Origin of the sequence: Streptomyces sp. NPDC002232, from assembly GCF_042890295.1 — a bacterium.
In the GTDB taxonomy this organism is placed as follows: Bacteria; Actinomycetota; Actinomycetes; order Streptomycetales; family Streptomycetaceae; genus Streptomyces.
Genome location: NZ_JBIARV010000005.1, coordinates 428991 through 452194, shown reverse-complemented (window position 1 = coordinate 452194; position 23204 = coordinate 428991). Strand labels below are relative to the sequence as shown.

Genomic DNA, 23204 nt, shown 5'->3' with positions numbered 1-23204 from the left:
CGGACCCGTCAGCCCGGGTGCGCCCCCCCGGAACCTGACGCCGCTCCGTACTCCTCAGCCCCGGTGCGCCACCCGGAACCGGATGCCCGCCGCCCGGAGGCGGGCGGTCAGGGCGTCGCCCATGGCCACCGCCGTCGTCACCTGCCCGGCCGTCTTCGGCAGCGGGTCGAAGGCGAGGCAGAGCGCCGACTCGGCCAGCATCCGCGCCGTCTCGTCGTAGCCCGGGTCGCCGCCCGAGACCTCCGTGAAGACCCGCCGCCCGCCGCCCTCGCCGACGAACCGGACCGTGAACCAGCTGCGGGCGCGCCGCTCCTCCGACGGCCCCCGCCCCGCCGCGTAACGGTCCATCAGCCAGGAACGGACCTGCGGGAGTTGGGCGGCCGTGACGCCCAGCCCGACGGCGGCGGCGCCGCCGAGGGCCATCGGGAGGGTCTTCACGGAGGCGTAGTGCCGGTAGCGGAAGTCCGGTCCGTACCGCGCGAGGGCCGCCGCCGAGCGGGCCACGACCTGCGGGTCGAGCGTCGGCAGGGGCAGGGCCCAGGTGCCCGTCTCGCGGCTGAAGCGGGGTCCGCCGAGCGGCGCGCGGGCCCGGCGGCCCACCAGGCGAGGCTCGTGCAGGCGCCGTTCGCGCGCCGCGCCGAGGATCTCGCGGCCCCGGCCGAGGGCCGTCAGCGCCGAGGCGAAGGTGCCCCCGGAGAAGGCGGCCCCCGCGCGCACGAAGCCGTCCACGCGCAGCGGCACGTCCTGCGGCAGCTGCCCGACGGTGAAGTACACGCCCAGGTCGTGCGGGACGGAGTCGAAGCCGCAGGCGTGCACGATCCGCGCCCCGGTCTCCCGGGCCCGGGCGTCGTGCCGGACGAACATGAGGTCCACGAACTCGGCCTCGCCGGTCAGGTCCAGATAGTCCGTGCCCGCCTCCGCGCAGGCCGCGACGAGCCCCTCGCCGTACCAGACGTACGGGCCGACCGTCGTCGCCACCACCCGTGCGGACTCGGCGAGTTCGCGCAGCGCGCCGGGATCGGCCGAGTCGGCCACCAGCAGCGGCAGCGCGGCGAGTCCCGGCCGGCCGGCGGCGAGCCGGTCCCGCAGCGCCTGAAGCCTTTCGAGGCTGCGCCCGGCGAGCGCCCAGCGGCACTCCGCCGGCGCGTGCGCGGCCAGATACTCCGCGGTGAGCTCGCCCACGAAGCCGGTCGCCCCGTAGAGCACCACGTCGTACGGCCTGGCTCCGGTCTCGCGTGCCACGCCCGTCCCTGTCTCCATGAAGACCCTCGTCTCGGCCGCACCGCGCCGCCGCGCGCGGTTGTCGTCGGCGGAGGATAGCGGAACCGTGGCGGGCCGCCGTCCTCGCCCCGGCCCTCGAATTTCCAAGCGCTTGCTCGGCTCGGGGGCTTGTGCCGAGTGGAACACGTTCCTAGCATCTTCGGTGTTACATCATTGGTGTCACACACTCCTGGGGGCTCGATGAGCACGACGCACACCGCCCGCAACGGCCCCCTCACCGGGGTGCGCGTGGTGGAACTCGCCGGGATCGGCCCCGGTCCCTTCGCCGCCATGCTCCTCGCCGACCTCGGCGCCGACGTCGTCCGCGTCGACCGCCCCGGCGGTGCCGGCCTCGGCATCGACCCCGCCCGCGACCTCACCAACCGCAACAAGCGCTCCGTCCTCGTCGACCTCAAGGCCGAGGACGGCCCCGCCACCGTCCTCGACCTCGTCGAGCAGGCCGACATCCTGGTCGAGGGCTACCGGCCCGGCGTCGCCGAACGCCTCGGCGTCGGCCCCGAGGCCTGCCTCGCCCGCAACCCCCGCCTCGTCTACGGACGGATGACCGGCTGGGGCCAGGACGGGCCGCTCGCCCCCACCGCGGGGCACGACATCGGCTACATCGCGATCACCGGCGCCCTCGGCATGATCGGCCCCGACCCCGACGGCCCGCCCACGATCCCCGCCAACCTCGTCGGCGACTACGCGGGCGGCTCCCTCTACCTGGTGATCGGCGTCCTCGCCGCCCTCCAGCACGCCCGCGCGCAGGGCGAGGGCCAGGTCGTCGACGCCGCCATCGTCGACGGCACCGCGCACCTCACCACCATGATCCACGCCATGCTCGCGGCCGGCGGCTGGCAGGACCGCAGGGGCGTCAACCTGCTCGACGGCGGCTGCCCCTTCTACGGCGTGTACGAGACCTCCGACGGCGGCCACATGGCGGTCGGTGCCCTGGAGGAGAGGTTCTACGCGGACTTCGTCCGCCTCCTCGGCGTCGAGGACCTCGCCCCCGCCCGCCACGACCTCGCCCGCTGGCCCGAGCTGCGCGCGGCCGTCGCCGACCGCTTCCGGAGCCGTACCCGCGAGGAGTGGACCACCGTCTTCGACGGCAGCGACGCCTGCGTCGCCCCCGTCCTCTCGCTGCGCGAGGCCCCGTCCCACCCCCACCTGGCCGCCCGCGCCACCTTCACCGAGCGGGACGGCATTCCCCAGCCCGCCCCCGCACCCCGCTTCTCCGTCACCCCCGGCACCCTGCGCACGGGCCCCGCCCTGCCCGGTGCCCACACCGCAGAGGTCGCCCGCGACTGGGCCGTACCCGCCCTGAAGATCCAGGAGCCCGAAGCATGAAGCGTCAGCTGTACACCGCCGACCACGAGGCCTTCCGGGCGGTCGTCCGCACCTTCCTGGAGAAGGAGGTGCTGCCCCACTACGCGCAGTGGGAGAAGGACGGCATCGTCTCCCGCGAGGTCTGGCTCGCCGCCGGACGGCAGGGACTGCTCGGCATCGCCGTCGACGAGGAGTACGGCGGCGGCGGCGACCCCGACTTCCGCTACGGCGCCGTGCTGGCCGAGGAGTTCACCCGCGCCGGGGCGCCCGGACTCGCCGTCGGCCTGCACAACGACATCATCGGCCCGTACCTCACCTCCCTCGGCACCGAGGAGCAGAAGCGGCGCTGGCTGCCCGGCTTCTGCTCAGGCGAGCTCGTCACCGCCATCGCCATGACCGAACCCGGCGCCGGCTCCGACCTCCAGGGCATCCGCACCACCGCCGAGGACCACGGCGACCACTGGATCCTCAACGGCTCCAAGACCTTCATCTCCAACGGCATCCTCGCCGACCTCGTGGTCGTCGTCGCCCGCACCACCCCGGAGGGCGGCGCCCACGGCCTGTCCCTCCTCGTCGTCGAGCGCGGCGCGGAGGGCTTCGAGCGCGGCCGTAACCTCGACAAGATCGGCCAGAAGTCCCAGGACACCGCCGAACTCTTCTTCACCGACGTCCGCGTCCCGAAGGAGAACCTCCTCGGCGAGCTCAACGGCGCCTTCCTGCACCTCATGACCAACCTCGCCCAGGAGCGCCTGGCCATCGCCGTCGCCGGCATCGCCGGGGCCGAACACCTCCTGGAGCTCACCACCACGTACGTCAAGGAGCGCGAGGCCTTCGGCCGCCCGCTCTCCCGCCTCCAGCACATCCGCTTCGAGATCGCCGAGATGGCCACCGAGTGCGCCGTCACCCGGACCTTCGTGGACCGCTGCATCGAGGAGCACGCGGACGGCGCCCTCGACGCCGTCCACGCCTCCATGGCCAAGTGGTGGGCGACCGAACTCCAGAAGCGGGTCGCCGACCGCTGCCTGCAACTGCACGGCGGATACGGCTACATGAGCGAATTCCCGGTCGCCCGCGCCTTCACCGACGGCCGTATCCAGACCATCTACGGCGGTACGACGGAGATCATGAAGGAGATCATCGGCCGCTCCCTGCTCGGCTGACCCCGTCCCGCACCCCTCGAAGAACCCTCACCGCGAAAGGCTTCCCGTGAGCACCGAAGCGTACGTGTACGACGCGATCCGCACCCCGCGCGGACGCGGCAAGGCCAACGGCTCCCTGCACGGCACCAAGCCCATCGACCTGGTCGTCGGCCTCATCCGGGAGATCCGGGCCCGCCACCCGGAACTGGACCCGGCCGCCATCGACGACATCGTCCTCGGCGTCGTCGGCCCGGTCGGCGACCAGGGCTCCGACATCGCCCGGATCGCCGCCATCGCCGCCGGACTCCCCGACACCGTCGCCGGCGTCCAGGAGAACCGCTTCTGCGCCTCCGGCCTCGAAGCCGTCAACATGGCCGCGATGAAGGTCCGCTCCGGCTGGGAGGACCTGGTCCTCGCCGGCGGCGTCGAGTCCATGTCGCGCGTCCCGATGGCCTCGGACGGCGGCGCCTGGTTCTCCGACCCGATGACCAACCTGGAGACCAACTTCGTCCCCCAGGGCATCGGCGCCGACCTCATCGCCACCATCGAGGGCTTCAGCCGCCGCGACGTCGACGAGTACGCCGCCCTCTCCCAGGAGCGCGCCGCGGCCGCCGTCAAGGACGGACGCTTCGCCCGCTCGATCGTCCCCGTCAGGGACCGCGCCGGACTCACCGTCCTCGACCACGACGAGTTCCTGCGCCCCGGCACCACCGCCGACTCCCTCGCCCGCCTCAAGCCGTCCTTCGCCGACATCGGCGAGCTCGGCGGCTTCGACGCGGTCGCCCTGCAGAAGTACCACTGGGTCGAGGAGATCGACCACGTCCACCACGCCGGTAACTCCTCCGGCATCGTCGACGGCGCCTCCCTCGTCGCCATCGGCTCCCGGGAGGTCGGCGAGCGGTACGGCCTCACGCCCCGCGCCCGGATCGTCTCCGCCGCCGTCTCCGGCTCCGAGCCGACCATCATGCTCACCGGCCCCGCCCCGGCCACCCGCAAGGCCCTCGCCAAGGCCGGCCTCACCATCGACGACATCGACCTCGTCGAGATCAACGAGGCCTTCGCGGCGGTCGTCCTGCGCTTCGTCAAGGACATGGGCATCTCCCTGGACAAGGTCAACGTCAACGGCGGCGCCATCGCGCTCGGCCACCCGCTCGGCGCCACCGGCGCGATGATCCTCGGCACCCTCGTCGACGAGCTGGAGCGGCAGGACAAGCGCTACGGCCTGGCCACCCTCTGCGTGGGCGGCGGCATGGGCATCGCCACCGTCGTCGAGCGCGTCTGACGTCCCGTCCGCACCCCTTACTCACGGAGAAGCAGCAGTCATGAGCGAGAGCACCACCATCCGCTGGGAGCAGGACGAGACCGGCATCGTCACCCTCGTCCTGGACGACCCCGACCAGTCCGCCAACACCATGAACCAGGCCTTCCGGGCCTCGATCAAGGCGATCGCCGACCGCGTGGAGGCCGAGAAGGACTCCATCCGCGGCATCATCTACACCTCCGCGAAGAAGACCTTCTTCGCCGGCGGCGACCTCAAGGACATGATCAAGGCGGGCCCCGAGCACGCCCAGGACATCTTCGACGGCGCGATCGAGATGAAGAACGCGCTCCGCCGCATCGAGACCCTCGGCAAGCCCGTCGTCGCCGCCGTCAACGGCGCCGCGCTCGGCGGCGGCTACGAGATCGCCCTCTCCGCCCACCACCGCGTCGCCCTCGACGCCCCCGGCTCCAAGATCGGCCTGCCCGAGGTCACCCTCGGCCTGCTGCCGGGCGGCGGCGGCGTCGCCCGCACCGTCCGCCTCATGGGCATCACCGACGCCCTCCTCAAGGTGCTGCTCCAGGGCACCCAGTACACCCCGAAGCGCGCCCTGGACAACGGCCTCGTCCACGAGGTCGCCGCCACCCCCGACGAGATGATGGCCAAGGCCATCGCCTTCATCGACACGCACCCGGAGTCCCAGCAGCCCTGGGACGTCCCCGGCCACCGCATCCCGGGCGGCACGCCGTCGAACCCGAGGTTCGCCGCCAACCTGCCGGCCTTCCCGGCCAACCTGCGCAAGCAGCTGAACGGCGCGCCCTACCCGGCGCCGAAGGCCATCATGGCCGCCGCCGTCGAGGGCTCCCAGGTCGACTTCGAGACCGCGCTGACCATCGAGAGCCGCTACTTCACCGAGCTGGTCGTCGGCCAGACCGCGAAGAACATGATCCAGGCGTTCTTCTTCGACCTCCAGGCGGTCAACTCGGGCGCGAGCCGTCCGAAGGACGTCGCCAAGCGACAGGTCCGCAAGGTGGCCGTCCTCGGCGCCGGGATGATGGGCGCCGGCATCGCGTACTCCTGCGCCCGCGCCGGCATCGAGGTCGTCCTCAAGGACGTCTCCGCCGAGTCCGCGGCCAAGGGCAAGGCGTACTCCGAGAAGCTCTGCGCCAAGGCCGTCTCCCGGGGCCGCACCACGCAGGAGAAGGCCGACGCCCTCCTCGCCCGCATCACGCCCACCGCCGACGCGGCGGACCTGGCCGGCTGCGACGCGGTCATCGAGGCCGTCTTCGAGGACACCGCGCTCAAGCACAAGGTCTTCCAGGAGATCCAGCACGTCGTCGAGCCCGACGCGCTGCTCTGCTCCAACACCTCCACCCTGCCCATCTCGGTCCTCGCCGAGGGCGTCGAGCGCCAGGGCGACTTCATCGGCCTGCACTTCTTCTCGCCCGTCGACAAGATGCCGCTCGTCGAGATCATCAAGGGCGAGCGGACCGGCGACGAGGCGCTGGCCCGCGCCTTCGACCTGGTCCGGCAGATCAACAAGACGCCGATCGTCGTCAACGACTCGCGCGGCTTCTTCACCTCCCGGGTGATCGGCCACTTCATCAACGAGGGCGTCGCGATGGTCGGCGAGGGCATCGAGCCCGCCTCGATCGAGCAGGCCGCCGCCCAGGCCGGCTACCCGGCGAAGGTGCTCTCCCTGATGGACGAGCTGACCCTCACGCTGCCCCGCAAGATCCGCAACGAGACGAAGAAGGCCGTCGAGGACGAGGGCGGCACCTGGGTCACCCACCCGGGCGAGGCCGTCATCGACCGCATGGTCGACGAGTTCGGCCGCCACGGCCGCAGCGGCGGGGCGGGCTTCTACGAGTACGGCGAGGACGGCAAGCGCGGGAGGCTCTGGCCGGGCCTGCGCGAGCACTTCGCCAAGCCGGGGTACGAGATCCCGTTCCGCGACATGCAGGAGCGGATGCTGTTCTCCGAGGCGCTGGACACCGTCCGGCTCCTGGAGGAGGGCGTCCTCACCTCGGTCGCCGACGCCAACATCGGCTCCATCATGGGCATCGGCTTCCCCGCCTGGACCGGCGGCATCCTCCAGTACGTCAACGGCTACGAGGGAGGCGTCGCGGGCTTCGTCGCCCGGGCGCGCGAGCTGGCGGAGACGTACGGCGAGCGGTTCGACCCGCCCGCCCTGCTGGTGGCGAAGGCGGAGCGCGGCGAGGTGTTCACCGACTCCTGAAGGCCGTCCTGAGCTCCTCGCTCAGGGACCGCTGGAACGCGGTGACGAGGGCCTGGACCACCATCGGCTGCATGTGCGCCGAGAGCGACCGCATCGCGCTCAGGTGGTCCGGGTCCTCCCCGGACTCGCGGTAGGGGCCCCACACCTCGTCCCGGAAGAGCCGGGAGAGCTCCTGGGCCGCCGTGCGCGCGTGCTCCAGGAGCACGGTCCGGGACGCGAGGATCGTCTCGTGCTCGATGGGCACGTCGAGCAGCTCGACACCGAGCCGCAGCAGCGACCCGTCGAGCCGGTAGGCACCACCGTCACCACTCGGTCCCGCGCCGGCCCTCCGGTCGGCGTCGCCGACCGTCCCACGGCCCGGGTCCTCGTCCGTCCGGTCCGCCTCGGTGCCGGTCGTCGGGGTGGCTCCGGTGCCGTCCGTCCGGTCCGCTCCGGTGCCGTCCGTCCGGTCGAGCACCCCCATCGCGGCCAGCCGGTCCACGTCCCGCTCGGTCAGCGCCCGCCCGGCCCGGCGCTCCAGCTCGCGGCGGGTGATCGTCTCGGCGGACTCGGGAGCCCAGGACGCGACCAGGGCCCGGTGGATGGCCAGGTCCTGGGCGCTCAGATCGGACGGCAGCTGCTCCAGGTACCGCTCGATCGCGGCCAGCGTCATCCCCTGACGCTGGAGCTCCTCGATCAGCGCGAGCCGCGACAGGTGGTCCTGCCCGTAGTGCCCGACCCGCCGCGCGCCGATGACGGGCGGGGGCAACAGCCCCCGGGTCCCGTAGAACCGCACGGTCCGCACCGTCACCCCGGCCCGCGCGGCCAGCTCGTCGACGGTGTACACGGGCTCCTGCGCCTCGCTCGCCTGCTCCATGGTTCAACAGTATTGCTGTCTCACCACTGGTGTAAAAGACCCCGGAGGGCTCGTCCCGGAGGCCGGACGGACAGGGATCAGAGGGACGCGGGGGAGGAGAGCGCCGCGTCGACGGAGTCGAAGGTGACCCCGTGGTCGGCCAGCGCCTCGGCGACGACGCCGCCGAGGGTGGTGAGGGCCAGCAGGAGGTGCTCGTCGCCGATCTCCCGGTCCCTGCGGGCCAGGGCCACGCGGAGCGACTTCTCCAGGACGGTCTTCGCCTCGCGGGAGAAGGTGAGGCGACCGGACCACCACCCGGCGTCCTTGCGGTCCCCGGCCAGGGCGCCCGCGCCGTGGGCCTCCTCGACGCGCTCGACGACGGCGCCGAGGTCGATGCCGAGACCGGCCAGGGCCTCCGCGTCCGCCCGGGACAGCCCGGCCCGGCGGCGCGCGTCGGAGAGGGCGGCGACCAGGGACGGGCGGTTCTCCGGCGGGCAGAGCCGCCCGAGCACCGCCGCCGCGCGGGTGTCCTCGCGGTCGAGCAGGGCGAGCAGCAGGTGCTCGGGGGTGACGACGGCCGCCCCGCCCCGCTCCGCGTGCGCGGCCGCGCCCTTCACCGTGGCGCGCGCGGCCTTCGTGAACCGTTCGAACATCACTGCCTCCCGTACTTCTTGTGGACGGCCTGCCGGCTGACACCCAGCTCGGTCGCGATCTCCTGCCACGACCACCCCTGGTTGCGCGCACCGCGCACCTGGACGGCCTCCAGCTGTTCCAGCAGTCGCCGCAGCGCGGAGACGGCGCGCAGCCCGACCCGGGGGTCGCGGTCGCCGGCCCGTGCGGCGAGATCGGTCGCATCGCTCATGTTGTCAATGTAGGTTGACAAGGAGGCAGATGTCAACCCTGGTTGACATCTGTCTCCCCGCAGCCCGTTGTCAGTGCCGTCTCCTACGGTGATCCCATGACGGTGATCGAATACGTACGGGGGGACGCCACCGCGCCGCGGGGCAAGGGCGTCAAGATCGTCGCGCACGTCTGCAACGACCTCGGGGGCTGGGGGCGGGGCTTCGTCCTCGCGGTCTCGCGGCGCTGGCCGGAGCCGGAGGCGGCCTTCCGGCGCTGGCACCGGGAGCGGGCGGGGAACGACTTCGGGCTCGGCGCGGCCCAGTTCGTGCGGGTCGAGCCGTACGTCTGGGTGGCCAACCTGGTGGGGCAGCGGGGGATACGGACGGCGCGGAGCACCGGAGTGCCCGTGCGGTACGAGGCGATCGACGCGGCCCTCGGACTGCTCGCCGACAGGGCGGCCGGGCTGGGCGCTTCCGTGCACATGCCCCGGATCGGCTGCGGGCTCGCCGGGGGCACGTGGGACAGGGTCGAGCCGCTGGTCCTCCGGCGACTCGCGGAGCGGGGGATACCGGTCACCGTGTACGACTTCGGCGGGTAGCGGGCGTCGAGGTGGGGTGTCGTGGGGGTGTGCGGTCGGGCGGGCTAGAGTCGGCGGCTGTTCGTGTCGGGGGAGCAGGGGAGTGGGGGAGAGCGATGTACGCGCAACTCAGGGAGACGGCTGACGAGTTGGCCGGAGTCCTGTGGCGGGAGCACACGGTCTACCGGGAGCGGGGCGGCGGGGTGGTGATCCGGGGCGAGCACGTGCGCCGCTGGATCAGTCTCGCCCCGACCGGGGGCAAGGACCGGGCGCTGCTGCGCGCCGGGCGGATCCTGGACGGCGGGACGACCGCGCCGGCCCGCACGGAGGTGGTGGTCGACCTGACGGTGGGGAAGGCCGAGCTGGCGGCCGTCTGCCGCAGCCTGCTCGCCGATGTCGCCGCCGCCGCGGAGCCCGCTCCTGGGCCGTCCGGGGCGGGAGGGGGCCGCAAGCGCGAGAGGCCGGGCCGGCCGGCGCGTGCCGACCGGCCCGGCCGCCGCCCCCGGAGGGAGCGGCACACCGGCGCCGGTTCCTGGTTCGTCCTGCTCTGTGTCGCCGGGGTCCTCGGACTCTGGCTCTACGGCCTCTTCGGCGGGTACCCGTACTGAGGGGACGGCCCGGTCAGAAGCCCGTCACGGGGTAGTGGTCGGACAGGTTGCTGTACGTGTACTGCTTGCCCCAGCTGGAGACCGTCCAGGGCGCGGTCCGCTCCTGGACGACCTGGTTGGTCCAGCCGGCGGGCCGGGCGTTCCCGGCGCGGTAGAGGACGTAGTCGAGGTCCTCGCGCGGGTCGTCCGGGTAGCGGTCGGAGGCGATCGAGTTCAGCTCGGTGTCGAAGGAGTACGCGTGGCCGGTGCGGGCGTCGGCCCCCACCAGGCCCGCGTCGGCGAGCATCGTGCCGTACTCGGGAGTGTGCGAGTCGACGTTCATGTCGCCGGCGACGATCACCTGCTCGTTCGCCGGGATGTTCTTGGCGTCGAGGAAGGCGTCGATCGTCTTGAACTGCCGGCTGCGCATCTGCGCCGCCTCGCCCGCCGAGCAGCCCGAGTCGGTGGACTGGGCGTGCGTGCCGACGACGTGGACGCGGCTGCCGTTCACGTTCAGGACGGTGTAGGCGAAGCCCTTGTTCGAGTACCAGTCGGAGCCGCAGGCGTCCTTGTAGACGTACTGCTCCTTGCGGACGATCGGCCACTTGCTGAGGACCGTCACACCGCCGTCCTCGGGCGTGGTCGAGGAGTACGAACCGCCGGTGGCGTCCCAGCCGGACTTGCTGCGGCCCACGACGGGCGTCTGGTAGGGGTACTGCGCGGCGGCGTTCGCCTTGAGGGCGTCCGAGGCGGAGTTGTCGAAGGTCTCCTGGAGCACGACGACGTCCTGCCCCTGGAAGAAGGGGGCGGCGGGGATCGCCTTGGCGCGGTGGTCCTGGCCCCAGTTCGGGTACAGGGTCTTGGAGAACAGGAACGTGTTGTACGTGAGCACCTTCAGGCGCGGGGCCTCGGCCGCCGTCGCGGAGGCGGCGGACGCGGCCGGGGCGGCGGTCGCCAGGGTGGCGGCGGCGAGCGCGAGCGAAAGGGCGGCGCCGGGGGCGCGGCGGAGCGCGGCGAACGACACGTGAACTCCCATGGTCAGCTGGGGGGTTGGGCTGGCGCCGCACATACAATCAGCCGTGGTTACCTTCCGGTAGCCTCTGGATGCCGGGAATCTTGCCGACCTCGCAAGATCACGCCAACTCTCCTCCCGGTGCCTGAATTGTCACTTTTTGGAACAGGTAGAATGCGCGCATGACCCTCGCGAACTCCACTGTCTTCAAGATGGACCTCGGTCCGCTCAACCCCGTCTGGGCCGAGCTCATCCTCGGTCTGGTGTTGTTCGGGCTCACCTTCCTCGTCATGGCGAAGGGCATCCTCCCCAAGATCAAGCGCACCCTCGACGAGCGCGACGACGCCATCGAGGGCGGCACCGACCGCGCCGACGACCTGCGCGCCGAGGCCACCGCGATCCGCGAGCAGTACGAGGCGGAGCTCGCCGAGGCCCGCCACGAGGCCGCGCGCATCCGCTCCCAGGCCACCGAGGAGGGCTCGGCCGCCATCGCCGCCGCCCGCGCCGAGGGCCAGACCGAGCGCGACACGATCCTCGCCGCCGGCGCCGCCAAGATCGCCGAGGAGCGCGCCGCCGCCGAGCGCGAGCTCAACGCCGACGTCGACGCCTGGGCCCACGCCCTCGCCGCCCGCATCGTCGGCGAGCCGGTCGGCGCCGACCGCGCCTGACCCCGCACTCCACGCAAGGGGCCGTCGCCCGGGCCGCAGCGCCCGGGGCGACGGCCCCTTCGTCATGGGTGCAGCCTGGACACATGAGGAGAAGGCCATGGCCATGGACCGCGTGACACCGCCCGACCGGGCCTCGGTGGGCCGCGCCCCCCTGACGCCGCCCACCGGCGGAAAAGGCGGCGACCCCCTGCCGCCGCCCGTCGGCGGAGTGCTGTGGAGCGTCGCGGGGGACGTCCGGGCGCTCCTGATGCTGCCCGCCGCCCTCACCCTCCAGGTCGCCCACCCCGCGATCGGGGCCGGCGTCGACGACCACTCCGTCTTCCGCACCGACCCCTGGGGTCGCGGCGAGCGCTCGCTGCGCTCGCTCCAGCTGTGGATCTACGGCGGCGACGAGGCCGCCCGGGAGGGCCGCCGCCTCCGGGAACTGCACCGCACGATCCAGGGCACCGACGCCCACGGCCGCCGCTACCACGCACTCACCCCGGCCTACTACTCCTGGGTGCACGCGACCGGCTTCCCCGTCTACCGCCACGGGCTCGGCCTGCTCGCCCGCCCGCTCACCGACGCGCAGGAACGGCAGCTGTACGCCGAGTGGCTCCAGGTCGGCCGGATCCTCGGCATCCACGACCGCGACATGCCGCAGACGATCGAGGAGTTCTGGCCGTACTACCGCAAGGTCCTCGCCGAGGAGATCGAGGCCACCGCCGTCGTCCGGGAACTGCTCGACACCGGCCTGCCGCTGCCCGCCCCCGACCGGGGCCCGCTGCCGCTCCGGCTCGCCCTCCGCGTCCTCTGGCCCGCCCTGCGCCGCCCCTTCCTGCGGCTGCGCGCCTTCCTCACCGTCGGTCTGATGCCGCCGGACGCCCGCGAGGCCATCGGACTGGAGTGGACGGACGCACAGGAGCGCACCCTGCGCCGCTCCGCCCGCGTCGTCCGCGCCGTGGTCCCGGTCCTCCCCGAGCGGCTGCGCTACCTGCCCCTGGCCAGGAAGGCCCGCGAGGCCGCCCGCCGCGCTGCGCGCTGACGGACGGCCTCACCGAACCAGGAGGCCGGAGGCCCGGAGCCCGCGAGCCCCGGGGAGCCCGTGGAACCGGAGCCCCGGAGCCCCGAAGCCCCGGAGCCCGCGAACTCATGGACGGCCACGGATCCCGAGGGCCAGAGCCCGCGAGCTCCCGGGAGCCTGCGGAACCGCCAGGCCCGGAGCCGCGAGCCCCGTCGGGCCCGCGAGCCCCGCGCCGTCCCCCGGGGTCAGTGCCCGGCGTGGGCGTCGTTCTCGTGGATCGTGTTCGTCTCCGCGATCTTCTTCCACGACTTCGGCTGCACCGGCTTCGCCGGCTTCGCGGCGCGGGCCGACGGCGCCGCCGCGGGGGCGGACAGCCCCGCCGCTGTCGCCGCCGGAGCGGCCGGCTTCGACGGCTGGTACAGCCAGGTGTCGAAGAGCCCGGCCAGCGGCTTGCCGGAGACCTTCTCCGCGTACCGGACGAAGTCCGCGACCCGCGCGTTGCCGTAGGCGAACTGCTGCGGCCAGCCCTTCAGGATCGCGAAGAAGTCCTTGTCGCCGATCGCGTTGCGCAGCGCCTGGAGCGTCAGCGCGCCCCGGTCGTAGACGGCGATGTGGAACTGGTTCTCGGCCCCCGGGTCACCCGGCTTCACCGTCCAGAACGGGTCGTCGGCCGGGCGCGTGGCGTACACGTAGTCCGCCAGCTCCTGGGCCGTGCCCTCGCCCTCCTTCTCCGACCACAGCCACTGGCTGTAGCGGGCGAAGCCCTCGTTGACCCAGATGTCCTTCCAGTCGCGGACGGACACGCTGTCGCCGTACCACTGGTGCGCCAGCTCGTGGACGACCACCGACACGTTCGAGCCGTTGGCGAACTGCCGCGGGCTGTAGAAGGGCCGGGTCTGCGTCTCCAGCGCGAAACCGCTGGTCACGTTCGGCACGTAGCCGCCGAGGGAGTTGAAGGGGTACGGCCCGAAGACCGACTCCAGCCATTCGGCCACCTCGGTCGTGCGCTCGATCGAGGCGCGCGCGGCGCCCGCGTTGTTGCCGAGGTCCCTGCTGTACGCGTTCAGGACGGGCAGCCCGTTCGCGGTCCTGTCCGTCGTGATGTCGAACTTGCCCACGGCGAGCGTCGCCAGGTAGGTCGCCTGGGGCTTGTTGGACCGCCAGTTGAAGCGGGTCCAGCCGAGCCGCGAGGACTGCGACTGCAGCACGCCGTTGCTGATGGCCTGGGTGCCGTCCGGCACCGCGACCGACACGTCGAAGGTGGCCTTGTCCAGCGGGTGGTCGTTGGACGGGAACCACCAGACGGCCGAGTCCGGCTCCTGCGCGGCGACTCCGCCGTCCGGGGTGCGGGCCCAGGCCGACCAGCCGTCGATCTTGAACTCGGAGGGCTTGCCCGCGTAGCGGACGACCACCGAGATCGGCGTGTTCCGCGCCAGCGGACTCGCCGGGGTGACCTCCAGCTCGTGGTCGCCCGAGGTGCTGAACCTGGCCAGGCGGCCGTTGACCCGGATCTCGCTGACCTTCAGACCCAGGTCCAGATTGAAGCGGGACAGGTTCTGCCGGGTCGTGGCGAGGATCGTCGCCGTGCCCTCCAGCAGGTCCGTGGCGGGCTGGTACGTCAGCCGCAGGTCGTAGTGGGAGACGTCGTAGCCGCCGTTGCCACTGGTCGGGTAGTAGGAGTCGCCGATGCCCGGGGCGCCGGGTTCGAAGTCGGCCGCCGATGCCGGGATCGCCAGCAGCAGAGAGGCCGCGAGGGCGCTCGGAACGATGATTCTGCGGTGCACGGGTGCTCCCCAAGTCATAAGAAACGTAAGACGCACGGGTGGTCGTCGGTCCTTAACTCGGACCCTATTCAGCCCCTCGACGCACCGTCACGTCCAGAGGACCCCCTGTCACACGATCGCCATTCGGCCGACATGAACCCCTCCGTCCCCGGAATCCCCCCGAATCCCCCCCGATTCCCTGCGGCGCTCTTTTCCACGGGAGTTGACCGGGGTACGTTCCGCCGCATGCCGATGCGAAAGCGGAGAACCCGCGGAGCCCGACTGACGTACGGAACCCTCGTGTCCGCGGCCACGGCCGCCCTGTTCGCGACCCTGGTCACCCCGGCCGGCGCCCGGCCGGAGCCGGCCGCGCCCACCGCTCCCGCCGTGCGCGAGTCCCGCCCGGTCCACTCGTACGCCGACGCCGTCCGCGAGTCCGTCTGGGTCGACACCGGCCTCGACGGCGACGGCGACGGGCGCGCCGACCGGGTCGCCGTCGACATCGTGCGCCCCCGCGAGCCCGCGGCGGCCGGCCGGAGGATCCCGGTCGTCATGGACGCCAGCCCGTACTACTCCTGCTGCGGGCGAGGCAACGAGGGCCAGAAGAAGACGTACGACGCCGACGGCAACCCCGTCCAGTTCCCGCTCTTCTACGACAACTACTTCGTCCCGCGCGGCTACGCCTTCGTCGCCGTCGACCTCGCCGGCACCAACCGCTCCGACGGCTGCGACGACGTCGGCGGACGCTCGGACGTCCAGTCCGCCAAGGCCGTCGTCGACTGGCTGAACGGCCGCGCCCGGGGCTACACCTCGCGCACCGGCGGCACCCCGGCCCGCGCCACCGCCTGGAGCACCGGGAACGTCGGCATGATCGGCAAGAGCTGGGACGGCACCATCGCCAACGGCGTCGCCGCGACCGGCGTCGAAGGGCTGAAAACGATCGTTCCGATCGGTGCCATCTCCTCCTGGTACGACTACTTCCACGCGCAGGGCGCCCCGCTCTACGACGCCAACCCGAGCTGGCTCTCCGCCTACGTGAACAGCGCCGACGCCCAGGGGCGCTGCGGCGCCGTCCAGGACCGGATCACCGCCGGCACCCCGTACAGCGCCGACTGGACCCCGGCCTGGACCGAGCGCGACTACGTGAAGGACGCCGGGAAGGTCAGGGCCAGCGTCTTCGTCGTCCACGGCCAGCAGGACCTCAACGTCCGCACCAAGCAGTTCGGCCAGTGGTGGGACGCCCTCGCCGCCCACGGCGTCGAGCGGAAGATCTGGCTCTCCCAGACCGGCCACGTCGATCCCTTCGACTTCCGGCGCGCCGACTGGGTCCGCACCCTGCACCGCTGGTTCGACCACTACCTCCTCGGCTACGACAACGGCGTCGACCGCGAGCCCGTCGCCGACATCGAGCGCGCCCCGGACGTCTGGACCACCGACCCGCAGTGGCCGCCCCGCGGCACCGCGCCCACCACCCTGCGCCCCGCCCCCGGAACCGCCCCCGGTCCGGGCGTCCTCGGGCGCGCGACGGCCCGGCCCGGCGCCACCGCGGCCTTCACCGACGATCCGGGCCTCGGCGAGCTGGACTGGGCGGCCCGGATCGACACCCCGACCCCGGAGAAGGCCGGGTTCGTGACCCGCCCGCTCTCCCGGGACCTGCGGATCGCCGGCTCCTCGAAGGTGACGGTCACGGCGACCCCCACCACTTCCACGGCGCACCTCTCCGCCGTCCTCGTGGACCTCGGGCCCGCCACCATCCGGGACTACGCGGGCGAGGGGGAGGGCATCACGACCCTCACCGACCGGACCTGCTGGGGCTCCGGCACCCCGGGCGACAGCGCCTGCTTCAAGGAGACCTCGGCCCGGACGGCGGACGTCACGTCCACGGTCGTCAGCCGGGGCTGGGCCGACCTCGGCACCTGGGCGGACCCGCGGAAGGGACGCCCGCTGACCCCCGGCAGGGCGTACACCCTCACCCTGGACCTCGCCCCGACGGACCACGTCGTCCCGGCCGGGCACCGGCTCGCCCTGATCGTCGGCGGCACCGACAAGGACCTCCTCGACCCTCCGTCGACGACGCCGACCCTCAGCCTCGACCTCGCCCGCACCTCGGCCAGGCTGCCCCTCGTCGGCGGCACGGGCGCCTTCGAGCGGGCCACGACGGGACCGGCCCCCGCCGTGCCGACGCCCCCGCACGCCCCGACCCTGACCGGCCCCCTTCCGCCCGCCGCCGTGAGCGGACCGCGCCTGCCCGGCACGGCCGCGGCCGTCCGCCCGGGAGCCGACCGATGACCCCCCGTACCGCACCCGTCCGGAACCGGAGCCGCCGATGAACCCCTCCGTCAGGCGCCGGAGCTCCCGTCGCACGCTCGCCCTCGTGGCGGGCGCCGCCGCCCTCGCCCTGCCGCTCGTCACCGTCCCCGCCAAGGCGGCGGACAGCGCGCCCGCACGGCCACCCCTCCCGCGCACCGGCTTCGAGGAGAGCGGGGGCGCGAGGTGGACCACCGAGGCCGAGGAGACGGACTTCCTCGCGGCGGTGGACCGGGACAGCGACCGGGTGTCGCTCCGCGAGATCGGCACGACGGGACAGGGACGCCCGCTGCGGCTCGCCACCCTCGGCCAGGGGCGGACCGGCTCGACCGTGCTGCTCGTATGCAGCCAGCACGGCGACGAGCCGGCGGGCCGGGAGGCCTGTCTGAGCACGGTGCGCGACCTCGCCTACGGCCGGGACCCGGAGACCCTGCGCATCCTCGCCCGCACCACCGTCCTGGTGGTCCCCACCGCGAACCCCGACGGCCGGGAGGCCGACACCCGGGGCAACGGCGACGGCGTCGACGTCAACCGCGACCACCTGGCCCTGCGGACCGCCGAGGCGCGCGCGATCGCCGCCGTGATCCGCGACCGGCGCCCCGCCCTCGTGTACGACCTCCACGAGTACGGCGCCACCCCCCGCTTCTACGACAAGGACCTGCTCGCCCTCTGGCCCCGCAGCCTCGACACCGACCCGCGCGTCCACCGGGAGTCGAAGACGCTCTCGGAGACGTACGTCCGGCCGACGGCCGGGCTCGCCGGATACAGCAGCGGCATCTACGGCATCTGGACCGACCCGCTCACGGGCGAGCCGGTGAAACAGGTCGCCGGCGACGGCCAGGAGCGGATCCTGCGCAACACGGCCGGCGTCAAGCACGCCGCGGGACTGCTCGTCGAGACCCGGGTGGACGCCCTCGACCAGGCGGAGAAGGACGACCCGGCGCGCAACCACCGGCGCCGCGTCGCCACCCAGCACGCCGCCCTGAAGGGGGCCTTCGCCTATCTGGACGCCCGGCGCGGGCCGCTCGCCGCGGCCACCGCCCTCGCCCGGAGCACCGGGTTCGCGGACCGGGGGCCGGTCTACCTCGGCGGCGCCGACAACGACTCCGCCGAGCCGTCGGAGATCCTCGCCGACCCGCCGTGCGGATACCGCCTGGACGCCGCGCAGTACGCCGAGGCGGGCGACGAACTCGCCCTGCACGGCGTCACGGTACGGAAGGAGGGTGCCGGGGCGTTCGTCCCGCTGCGCCAGTCGCAGCGCGCGCTGGTCCCGCTGCTCCTGGACGGGCGGGCGGCCTATCACCTCGTCAGTGGGAGTCCTGTGGAGAGGTGTTGACGATCGGGTGACCCAGGGCGGGTGTGGCGTGATTCCGATGTTTGCCGGGGTAAAGTTACCTGCTGGTACTGACCATGCCTCGAAAAGGCCCACAAGGCCTTGAAGTTGGAGAACCGCCATGCACCACACCAAGCCCGCCCGCCGCACCCTGACGGCTCTGCTCGCCACGACGCTGCTCGCCGGGGGCATGCTGCTCGGCCAGACGGTGACGGCCGAGCCGGCCGCCGCCGGCACCATCACCTGCAACGTCAGCAAGCTGCGGGCCGACGCCCGCAAGGAGCGCGACCGGGGCAACCAGCTCAAGCACCTCGGCGCCACGGCCGAGGCCCGCAAGGCCTTCGCCCGCGCCGACGCCCTGGAGCGCAAGGCCAAGGCGTGCGAGGACGCGGACAACAACAGCAAGCCGCCGCTCTGGAAGTAGTACGGCACGCGGGGCGGTTGCCATCCGAAAGGACGGCAACCGCCCCGCGGTCGTTTCCGGCCGACGGCCACGGTCCGGCGACCGTCTCCGGCGGGTGGTCCCCGCCCCGCGAGCGTTTCCGGCGGGTGGTCACCGCCCCGCGGCCGCTTCCGGCGGGTGGTCCCCGCCCCGCGCGGTCGTTTCCCGCCGGTGCGGTGGATTCCGCCGGACCTCGGCGTGGGCCTCCTCAGCCGACGGCCAGCTCCGCCGCCGCCTCCGCGCAGCCCCAGGCCACCGTCACCCCCGCGCCGCCGTGCCCGTAGTGGTGGACGAGACGCCTCCCGCCCGGCAGTTCCACCGCCTCGATCCGCACCCCGCCCGTCCGGGCCGGCCGCAGCCCCACCCGGTGGCCGAGGACCCGGGCCCCCGCGATCTCCGGACGCACCCGCGCGCACCGCGCCACGATCGCCGCCGCCGTCGCCGGATCCGGGGCGAGCCGCCCGTCCCCCTCCTCGGCCGTCCCGCCGAGGACCAGCCGGTCGGCGTGCGGGAACCAGTACGTGGTCTCGCCCGCCGACTCGTCCGCGGCCGTGAACCACTCCTCGATCCCCGGGTTCTCCACCAGCACCAACTGGCCGCGCACGGGACGCAGTCCGGGATCGGGCACGAGCTCGCGCGCCGCGAGCCCCGTGCAGTCGACCACCACCGGGGCCAGCGCCGCCGCCTCCTCGAAGCCGTCCACCGCGCGCCGCTCGAAGATCCCGCCCACGGCCTCGAACCGGCGGAGCAGGAACTCCAGATGGACCGGCATGTCGAGCAGCGGAAGCCGGGCCGCCAGCCCCGTCCCGTACGGCCCGGGCACCTCCTCCGGCGCCAACTGCCGCAGCCCCTCGATCTCCTTCGCCCAGGGACCGAGACCGTCCAGGACCGTGCCCGCGTGCACCCCGGCCACCCGGCGCACCCCGCTGACCTCCGGATCGGCCGCCCACTCCTCGTACACCCGCAGGGTGCGGAGCGCCCAGGCCCCGACCTCGGCCGCGGGCTCGATCCGGTACGGCCACCACAGGGCGCCCGCCACCGCCGAGGTCGTCCCCGTCACCGCGTCCCGCGACCAGATCCGCACCCGCAGCCCGCGCTCCGCCAGGGTCGTCGCCGTCGCCAGCCCGACGACCCCGCCACCCACCACGATCACGTCGCTCCTCATGCCCCGGACCGTACCGGGACCGGGACATTTCCGGGACGGCGCGGCCACGGAACGGGGAAACACTGGAGTCATGCCGGTCCCGTACTCGTCCCTCGACCTCGTCTCCGCCGCCAGTCCTGGCGGCGAGCACCTCCACCACGACTTCCTCGTCGACGGCAGGCCGCTGCTCCACCGGCTCGACGAGACCGACGGCTTCGACACCGTCTCGCCCCTCGCTGCGGACGTGCCGCCCACCGTCCGCGCCGCCCACGCCCAGGCCCTCCTCCTCGCCGACGGCACCCGCCGGGTCATCCACTCCTGCCCCGACTGCGACGACCCCGGCTGCGGCGCGGTCACCGCCGTCGTCGCACGCGAGGGCGGGGACGTCGTCTGGCGCGACTTCGCCTGGCAGACCGGCCCCACCGCCGACCTCGCCCGCGAGGGCTACCCCGGCGTCGGCCCGTACCGCTTCCCGGGCGAGACCTACCGGTCCGTGCTGCTCGGACTCCTCGGATCCTCGGCGTGTCGCAGCGTCGCCTAGGATTCGTTCCCTGATGACTGCAACCCTCGTCGCCAAGGACCTCGCCGCCGGCCACGGCGAACGCACCCTCTTCGCCGGGCTCGACCTCGTCGTCGCCCCCGGCGACGTCATCGGCCTCGTCGGCGTCAACGGCGCCGGGAAGTCGACCCTGCTGCGCCTGCTCGCCGGGCTCGACACCCCGGAGGAGGGCGAGCTGCGGCTCTCCCCGCCCACCGCGGCCGTCGGCCACCTCCCGCAGGAGCCCGAGCGGCGCGCCGGGGAGACCGTGCGCGCGTTCCTGGCCCGCCGCACCGGTGTCGCCGCGGCCCAGACCGCCATGGACGAGGCCACCCAGGGGCTCGTCGACGGCACGCCCGGCGCGGACGACGCGTACGCGACCACCCTGGAGCGCTGGCTGAACCTCGGCGGCGCCGACCTCGACGAGCGCGCCGAGGAGGTCGCCGCCTCCCTCGGCCTGACCGTGGGCCTCGACCAGCCCATGACCGGTCTCTCCGGCGGTCAGGCCGCCCGCGCCGGGCTCGCCTCGCTGCTCCTCTCGCGCTACGACGTCTTCCTGCTCGACGAGCCCACGAACGACCTCGACCTCGACGGCCTGGAGCGCCTGGAATCCTTCGTGAAGGGGCTGCGCGCCGGGACGGTCGTCGTCAGCCACGACCGCGAGTTCCTCACCCGTACCGTCACCAAGGTCCTCGAACTCGACCTCGCCCAGCAGCAGATCACCCTGTACGGCGGCGGTTACGAGGCGTACCTGGACGAGCGGGACACCGCCCGCCGCCACGCGCGCGAGGAGTTCGAGGAGTACGCCGGGAAGAAGGCCGCCCTCGAAGCCCGCGGCCACATGCAGCGGTCCTGGATGGACAAGGGCGTGAAGAACGCCCGCCGCAAGGCCACCGACGGCGACAAGCTCGGCCGCAACGCCCGCAGCGAGGCCAGCGAGAAGCAGGCCGCCAAGGCCCGGCAGACCCAGCGCATGATCGAGCGCCTCGACGTCGTCGACGAGCCGCGCAAGGAGTGGGAGCTGCGGATGGAGATCGCCGCCGCGCCCCGCTCCGGCTCGGTGGTCGCGACCCTCCGCGAGGCCGAGGTGCGGCGCGGCGACTTCGCCTTCGGCCCCGCCACCCTCCAGATCGACTGGGCCGACCGGGTCGCCGTCACCGGTGCCAACGGCGCCGGGAAGTCGACCCTGCTCGCCGCCCTGCTCGGCCGGCTCCCGCTGGACTCCGGCGACGCGGTCCTCGGCGCGGGTGTCGTCGTCGGCGAGGTCGACCAGGCCCGCAAGCTCTTCCACGGCACGGAGACGCTCCTGGAGGCGTTCTGCGCGGCCGTGCCCGACACCGAGCCCGCGGAGGTCCGCACCCTCCTTGCCAAGTTCGGCCTCAAGGCCGTCCACGTGCTGCGGCCCGCCACCACGCTCTCCCCGGGCGAGCGCACGCGCGCCGCGCTCGCCCTGCTCCAGGGCCGGGGCGTGAACCTGCTCGTCCTGGACGAGCCGACGAACCACCTGGACCTGCCGGCCATCGAGCAGCTGGAGTCCGCGCTCGACTCGTACACCGGCACGCTGCTGCTCGTCACCCACGACCGCCGCATGCTCGACGCGGTCCGCACCACCCGCCGCATCGAGGTCGCGGACGGAAAGGTGACCGAACTCTGATGCCGCCCGCCCACCGACGGGCCCCGCGATGACCGTCTCCTTCGGCTGGGGGCCCGTCGAGGCGCGGATCCTCGCCGAGGCGGCCGCCTGCGTGGTCGTCGTCGACGTGCTGTCCTTCACCACCGCCGTCGGCGTCGCCGTCGAGCGCGGCACCGCCGTCCTCCCGTACCGCTGGCGGGACGCCACCGCCGCCGCGTACGCGCACGAGAACGACGCCGTGCTCGCCGTCGGACGGAGCGAGGCCACCGGGGCGCACCCCTGGAGCCTCTCCCCGGCCGCCCTGCGCGCCGCGCCCCCGCCCGGCCGCCTGGTCCTGCCCTCCCCGAACGGCTCCACGATCGCGGCCGCCGCGGCCTCCGGCGGCGCGGCCGTCGTCGCCGCCTCCCTGCGCAACCACGGCGCCGTCGCCCGGTGGCTCCTCGACCGGGGGCACGGCACGGCGGAGCGCCCGCTCGCCGTCATCGCCTCCGGCGAGCGGTGGCCCGACGGCTCGCTGCGCCCGGCGCTCGAGGACCTGCTGGGTGCGGGTGCCGTGCTCTCCGCCCTGCGGGGCACCCACCCCCTGACCCCGGAGGCGACCGCGGCGGCCACGCTGTGGGACGCGACCGAGGACCCGGTCGCCGCCTTGCACGGCTGCGACTCGGGTCGTGAACTGTACGAGTACGGCTATCCGCAGGACGTGGCCGTGGCCGCCGAGACCGACCGCTCGACGACCGTCCCCGTCCTCGTGGACGGCGCATTCCAGGAGGCACCATGACCGACCTACTGACCCGGCTGACCGAGATGCTGGACGATCTGGACGCCGACGTGGACGAGACGATCGACCTCGCCGACGAGATCGCCGCCTCGGGCGACGCCGGCCTCCTGCCGCGCCTCCAGGCGGAGCTCGACCGCGCCCTCACCGAGCGGAACGCCTACGCCCGGGAGCTCCTCGGCGGCGTCCTGGCCGCCCTCGGCGGTCCGGACGCCCTGCCGACCCTGATCAGGGCCTCGGCCGTCGACCTCGGCGACGACCAGGACGGCCTGGCCGCCGAGATCGTCGAGCTGGTCCAGGCGGACCCGAAGGAGGCGCGCCGGCTCCTCCAGCCGATGACGGAGGACGAGGACCTCTCCGTCGCGAACCGCGCCGACTGGGCGCTGCGCTTCCTGCCGTAGCGGGGCGGGTCCCGCCGCGGCGGGACAGGAAGCGACGAGGCCACGGCCCGGTGGGCCGTGGCCTCGTTCCTCCAGGACGGGCACGACGTCCGGCCTCGACCCGCCGGACGTCCGGTCCTAC

At 73.6% G+C, this 23204-nt stretch carries 22 protein-coding genes; 15 read left to right on the top strand and 7 right to left on the bottom strand.

Features of this window, described 5'->3' with window-relative positions; all coding sequences use genetic code 11:
• Positions 1–54: 54 nt before the first annotated feature.
• Positions 55–1242 (bottom strand): saccharopine dehydrogenase family protein, encoded by a 1188-nt coding sequence (locus ACFYXU_RS25075; protein ID WP_389460041.1) that lies wholly within the window; start codon positions 1240–1242, stop codon positions 55–57.
• A 219-nt stretch (positions 1243–1461) separates the two neighbouring features.
• Between ACFYXU_RS25075 and ACFYXU_RS25070 the strand changes: the two genes are divergently transcribed.
• The 4 genes from ACFYXU_RS25070 to ACFYXU_RS25055 are packed head-to-tail and all read left to right on the top strand — an operon-like array spanning position 1462 to position 7222.
• A complete protein-coding gene (locus tag ACFYXU_RS25070; protein WP_389406312.1) occupies positions 1462–2607 on the top strand; it encodes a CaiB/BaiF CoA transferase family protein in 1146 nt (381 codons plus the stop codon).
• Positions 2604–3746: an acyl-CoA dehydrogenase family protein gene (locus tag ACFYXU_RS25065; RefSeq protein WP_376509504.1), complete on the top strand. Its 1143-nt coding sequence runs from the start codon at positions 2604–2606 to the stop codon at positions 3744–3746. The genes ACFYXU_RS25070 and ACFYXU_RS25065 overlap by 4 nt, the downstream gene beginning before the upstream one ends.
• A gap of 46 nt (positions 3747–3792) precedes the next feature.
• Positions 3793–5007, top strand: coding sequence for an acetyl-CoA C-acetyltransferase (locus tag ACFYXU_RS25060; RefSeq protein WP_376509505.1), 1215 nt, complete (start codon positions 3793–3795; stop codon positions 5005–5007).
• A gap of 40 nt (positions 5008–5047) precedes the next feature.
• Positions 5048–7222: a 3-hydroxyacyl-CoA dehydrogenase NAD-binding domain-containing protein gene (locus ACFYXU_RS25055; protein WP_376509507.1), complete on the top strand. Its 2175-nt coding sequence runs from the start codon at positions 5048–5050 to the stop codon at positions 7220–7222.
• On the opposite strand, the gene ACFYXU_RS25050 is transcribed toward ACFYXU_RS25055, so the two are convergent.
• The 3 genes from ACFYXU_RS25050 to ACFYXU_RS25040 all read right to left on the bottom strand — a co-directional run bounded on the left by ACFYXU_RS25050 (position 7209) and on the right by ACFYXU_RS25040 (position 8919).
• On the bottom strand, positions 7209–8078 hold the full coding sequence (locus tag ACFYXU_RS25050) for a MerR family transcriptional regulator (protein WP_389460038.1): 870 nt from the start codon (positions 8076–8078) through the stop codon (positions 7209–7211). The genes ACFYXU_RS25055 and ACFYXU_RS25050 overlap by 14 nt on opposite strands.
• Before the next feature lie 77 nt (positions 8079–8155).
• Positions 8156–8710, bottom strand: a complete 555-nt coding sequence (locus ACFYXU_RS25045) for a Clp protease N-terminal domain-containing protein (protein ID WP_389460036.1) — start codon at positions 8708–8710, stop codon at positions 8156–8158.
• Positions 8710–8919 carry a helix-turn-helix domain-containing protein gene (locus ACFYXU_RS25040; RefSeq protein ID WP_329853790.1) on the bottom strand — a complete coding sequence of 70 codons (210 nt, stop codon included), beginning with the start codon at positions 8917–8919 and terminating at the stop codon, positions 8710–8712. The genes ACFYXU_RS25045 and ACFYXU_RS25040 overlap by 1 nt, the downstream gene beginning before the upstream one ends.
• A gap of 96 nt (positions 8920–9015) precedes the next feature.
• Here ACFYXU_RS25040 and ACFYXU_RS25035 point away from each other — a divergent pair, with 96 nt between their 5' ends.
• Both ACFYXU_RS25035 and ACFYXU_RS25030 read left to right on the top strand, forming a co-directional pair.
• Positions 9016–9498, top strand: coding sequence for a macro domain-containing protein (locus tag ACFYXU_RS25035; RefSeq protein ID WP_376509512.1), 483 nt, complete (start codon positions 9016–9018; stop codon positions 9496–9498).
• Between the two features lie 95 nt (positions 9499–9593).
• Positions 9594–10085: a hypothetical protein gene (locus ACFYXU_RS25030; protein ID WP_376638913.1), complete on the top strand. Its 492-nt coding sequence runs from the start codon at positions 9594–9596 to the stop codon at positions 10083–10085.
• A 13-nt stretch (positions 10086–10098) separates the two neighbouring features.
• Here the strand turns inward: ACFYXU_RS25030 and sph are convergent, their stop codons facing one another.
• On the bottom strand, positions 10099–11133 hold the full coding sequence (gene sph, locus ACFYXU_RS25025) for a sphingomyelin phosphodiesterase (protein ID WP_376517796.1): 1035 nt from the start codon (positions 11131–11133) through the stop codon (positions 10099–10101).
• A 125-nt stretch (positions 11134–11258) separates the two neighbouring features.
• Here sph and ACFYXU_RS25020 point away from each other — a divergent pair, with 125 nt between their 5' ends.
• Positions 11259–11744: a hypothetical protein gene (locus tag ACFYXU_RS25020; protein ID WP_389460034.1), complete on the top strand. Its 486-nt coding sequence runs from the start codon at positions 11259–11261 to the stop codon at positions 11742–11744.
• Positions 11745–11841: 97 nt separating this feature from the next.
• Positions 11842–12768: an oxygenase MpaB family protein gene (locus ACFYXU_RS25015; protein WP_376638912.1), complete on the top strand. Its 927-nt coding sequence runs from the start codon at positions 11842–11844 to the stop codon at positions 12766–12768.
• 224 nt (positions 12769–12992) lie between these two features.
• On the opposite strand, the gene ACFYXU_RS25010 is transcribed toward ACFYXU_RS25015, so the two are convergent.
• Positions 12993–14531: a M1 family metallopeptidase gene (locus ACFYXU_RS25010; RefSeq protein ID WP_389460032.1), complete on the bottom strand. Its 1539-nt coding sequence runs from the start codon at positions 14529–14531 to the stop codon at positions 12993–12995.
• A gap of 225 nt (positions 14532–14756) precedes the next feature.
• Here ACFYXU_RS25010 and ACFYXU_RS25005 point away from each other — a divergent pair, with 225 nt between their 5' ends.
• From ACFYXU_RS25005 to ACFYXU_RS24995, 3 genes are all read left to right on the top strand, one after another.
• On the top strand, positions 14757–16799 hold the full coding sequence (locus tag ACFYXU_RS25005; RefSeq protein WP_389460030.1) for a Xaa-Pro dipeptidyl-peptidase: 2043 nt from the start codon (positions 14757–14759) through the stop codon (positions 16797–16799).
• A 37-nt stretch (positions 16800–16836) separates the two neighbouring features.
• Positions 16837–18153, top strand: coding sequence for a M14 family metallocarboxypeptidase (locus tag ACFYXU_RS25000; protein ID WP_389460028.1), 1317 nt, complete (start codon positions 16837–16839; stop codon positions 18151–18153).
• Between the two features lie 118 nt (positions 18154–18271).
• Positions 18272–18574, top strand: a complete 303-nt coding sequence (locus ACFYXU_RS24995) for a hypothetical protein (RefSeq protein WP_376517580.1) — start codon at positions 18272–18274, stop codon at positions 18572–18574.
• 226 nt (positions 18575–18800) lie between these two features.
• Here ACFYXU_RS24995 and ACFYXU_RS24990 read toward each other — a convergent pair whose 3' ends face one another.
• Complete coding sequence (locus ACFYXU_RS24990; RefSeq protein ID WP_389460026.1) at positions 18801–19757, bottom strand: FAD-dependent oxidoreductase; 957 nt, start codon at positions 19755–19757, stop codon at positions 18801–18803.
• Between the two features lie 70 nt (positions 19758–19827).
• Here ACFYXU_RS24990 and ACFYXU_RS24985 point away from each other — a divergent pair, with 70 nt between their 5' ends.
• The 4 genes from ACFYXU_RS24985 to ACFYXU_RS24970 are packed head-to-tail and all read left to right on the top strand — an operon-like array spanning position 19828 to position 23083.
• On the top strand, positions 19828–20277 hold the full coding sequence (locus ACFYXU_RS24985; RefSeq protein WP_376510990.1) for a hypothetical protein: 450 nt from the start codon (positions 19828–19830) through the stop codon (positions 20275–20277).
• A gap of 13 nt (positions 20278–20290) precedes the next feature.
• Positions 20291–21928 carry an ABC-F family ATP-binding cassette domain-containing protein gene (locus tag ACFYXU_RS24980; protein ID WP_329853772.1) on the top strand — a complete coding sequence of 546 codons (1638 nt, stop codon included), beginning with the start codon at positions 20291–20293 and terminating at the stop codon, positions 21926–21928.
• Between the two features lie 28 nt (positions 21929–21956).
• The gene (locus tag ACFYXU_RS24975; protein ID WP_389460023.1) at positions 21957–22685 is read left to right on the top strand and encodes a 2-phosphosulfolactate phosphatase; all 729 of its coding nucleotides are present in this window, start codon (positions 21957–21959) and stop codon (positions 22683–22685) included.
• Positions 22682–23083, top strand: a complete 402-nt coding sequence (locus ACFYXU_RS24970; protein WP_361400575.1) for a hypothetical protein — start codon at positions 22682–22684, stop codon at positions 23081–23083. The genes ACFYXU_RS24975 and ACFYXU_RS24970 overlap by 4 nt, the downstream gene beginning before the upstream one ends.
• Positions 23084–23204: the final 121 nt, after the last annotated feature.

Excerpts from the sequence above, each read along its gene's own strand:
- ACFYXU_RS25070 (WP_389406312.1), top strand. The coding sequence starts at position 1,462 with ATGAGCACGACGCACACCGCCCGCAACGGCCCCCTCACCGGGGTGCGC.
- ACFYXU_RS25020 (WP_389460034.1), top strand. The coding sequence starts at position 11,259 with ATGACCCTCGCGAACTCCACTGTCTTCAAGATGGACCTCGGTCCGCTC.
- ACFYXU_RS25000 (WP_389460028.1), top strand. The coding sequence starts at position 16,837 with ATGAACCCCTCCGTCAGGCGCCGGAGCTCCCGTCGCACGCTCGCCCTC.
- ACFYXU_RS25055 (WP_376509507.1), top strand. The coding sequence starts at position 5,048 with ATGAGCGAGAGCACCACCATCCGCTGGGAGCAGGACGAGACCGGCATC.
- ACFYXU_RS25015 (WP_376638912.1), top strand. The coding sequence starts at position 11,842 with ATGGCCATGGACCGCGTGACACCGCCCGACCGGGCCTCGGTGGGCCGC.
- ACFYXU_RS25040 (WP_329853790.1), bottom strand. The coding sequence starts at position 8,919 with ATGAGCGATGCGACCGATCTCGCCGCACGGGCCGGCGACCGCGACCCC.
- ACFYXU_RS24970 (WP_361400575.1), top strand. The coding sequence starts at position 22,682 with ATGACCGACCTACTGACCCGGCTGACCGAGATGCTGGACGATCTGGAC.
- ACFYXU_RS24985 (WP_376510990.1), top strand. The coding sequence starts at position 19,828 with ATGCCGGTCCCGTACTCGTCCCTCGACCTCGTCTCCGCCGCCAGTCCT.
- ACFYXU_RS24995 (WP_376517580.1), top strand. The coding sequence starts at position 18,272 with ATGCACCACACCAAGCCCGCCCGCCGCACCCTGACGGCTCTGCTCGCC.
- ACFYXU_RS25065 (WP_376509504.1), top strand. The coding sequence starts at position 2,604 with ATGAAGCGTCAGCTGTACACCGCCGACCACGAGGCCTTCCGGGCGGTC.
- ACFYXU_RS24990 (WP_389460026.1), bottom strand. The coding sequence starts at position 19,757 with ATGAGGAGCGACGTGATCGTGGTGGGTGGCGGGGTCGTCGGGCTGGCG.
- ACFYXU_RS25005 (WP_389460030.1), top strand. The coding sequence starts at position 14,757 with ATGCCGATGCGAAAGCGGAGAACCCGCGGAGCCCGACTGACGTACGGA.
- ACFYXU_RS25045 (WP_389460036.1), bottom strand. The coding sequence starts at position 8,710 with ATGTTCGAACGGTTCACGAAGGCCGCGCGCGCCACGGTGAAGGGCGCG.
- ACFYXU_RS25035 (WP_376509512.1), top strand. The coding sequence starts at position 9,016 with ATGACGGTGATCGAATACGTACGGGGGGACGCCACCGCGCCGCGGGGC.
- ACFYXU_RS24975 (WP_389460023.1), top strand. The coding sequence starts at position 21,957 with ATGACCGTCTCCTTCGGCTGGGGGCCCGTCGAGGCGCGGATCCTCGCC.
- ACFYXU_RS24980 (WP_329853772.1), top strand. The coding sequence starts at position 20,291 with ATGACTGCAACCCTCGTCGCCAAGGACCTCGCCGCCGGCCACGGCGAA.
- ACFYXU_RS25030 (WP_376638913.1), top strand. The coding sequence starts at position 9,594 with ATGTACGCGCAACTCAGGGAGACGGCTGACGAGTTGGCCGGAGTCCTG.
- sph (WP_376517796.1), bottom strand. The coding sequence starts at position 11,133 with ATGTGCGGCGCCAGCCCAACCCCCCAGCTGACCATGGGAGTTCACGTG.
- ACFYXU_RS25050 (WP_389460038.1), bottom strand. The coding sequence starts at position 8,078 with ATGGAGCAGGCGAGCGAGGCGCAGGAGCCCGTGTACACCGTCGACGAG.